Below are 609 nucleotides of genomic sequence, written 5' to 3' on the forward strand. Positions count from 1 at the left end.
GGGGGAGGGTTTAACGCTGGGTTAAGGGTCGATGACTTAATTATTTGCTTATTGTTTTTCTTTTTTTTCTTATATGCTGCGCAGAACAAAAAGACAAAGGTTAGGGAAGGTGCGAACAAGTTCCTGATATGAGATCATCATATTCATCCGGAGCGCATCCCAGAGGGACATCATGAGCCATCAACTCACCTTCGCCGATAGTGAATTCAGCACTAAGCGCCGTCAGACCCGAAAAGAGATTTTCCTCTCCCGCATGGAGCAGATTCTGCCATGGCAGAATATGACCGCTGTCATCGAGCCGTTTTATCCCAAGGCGGGCAATGGCCGACGGCCCTATCCGCTGGAGACCATGCTGCGTATTCACTGCATGCAGCATTGGTACAACCTGAGCGACGGTGCCATGGAAGATGCCCTGTACGAAATCGCCTCCATGCGCCTGTTTGCCCGATTATCCCTGGATAGCGCCCTGCCGGATCGCACCACCATCATGAATTTCCGCCACCTGCTCGAGCAGCATCAACTGGCCCGTCAATTGTTCAAGACCATCAATCGCTGGCTGGCCGAAGCAGGCGTCATGATGACCCAAGGCACTTTGGTGGATGCCACCAT

The 609-nt window shown here is 52.1% G+C and carries 1 pseudogene; it reads left to right on the forward strand.

What is annotated here, in order from left to right:
* Window positions 1-172 precede the first annotated feature (172 nt).
* Window positions 173-609, forward strand: a pseudogene (locus ABD339_RS33570) (IS5-like element ISKpn26 family transposase); the annotation flags it as partial.

The organism is Streptomyces axinellae (genome assembly GCF_039532135.1).
Lineage (GTDB): Bacteria > Actinomycetota > Actinomycetes > Streptomycetales > Streptomycetaceae > Streptomyces > Streptomyces axinellae.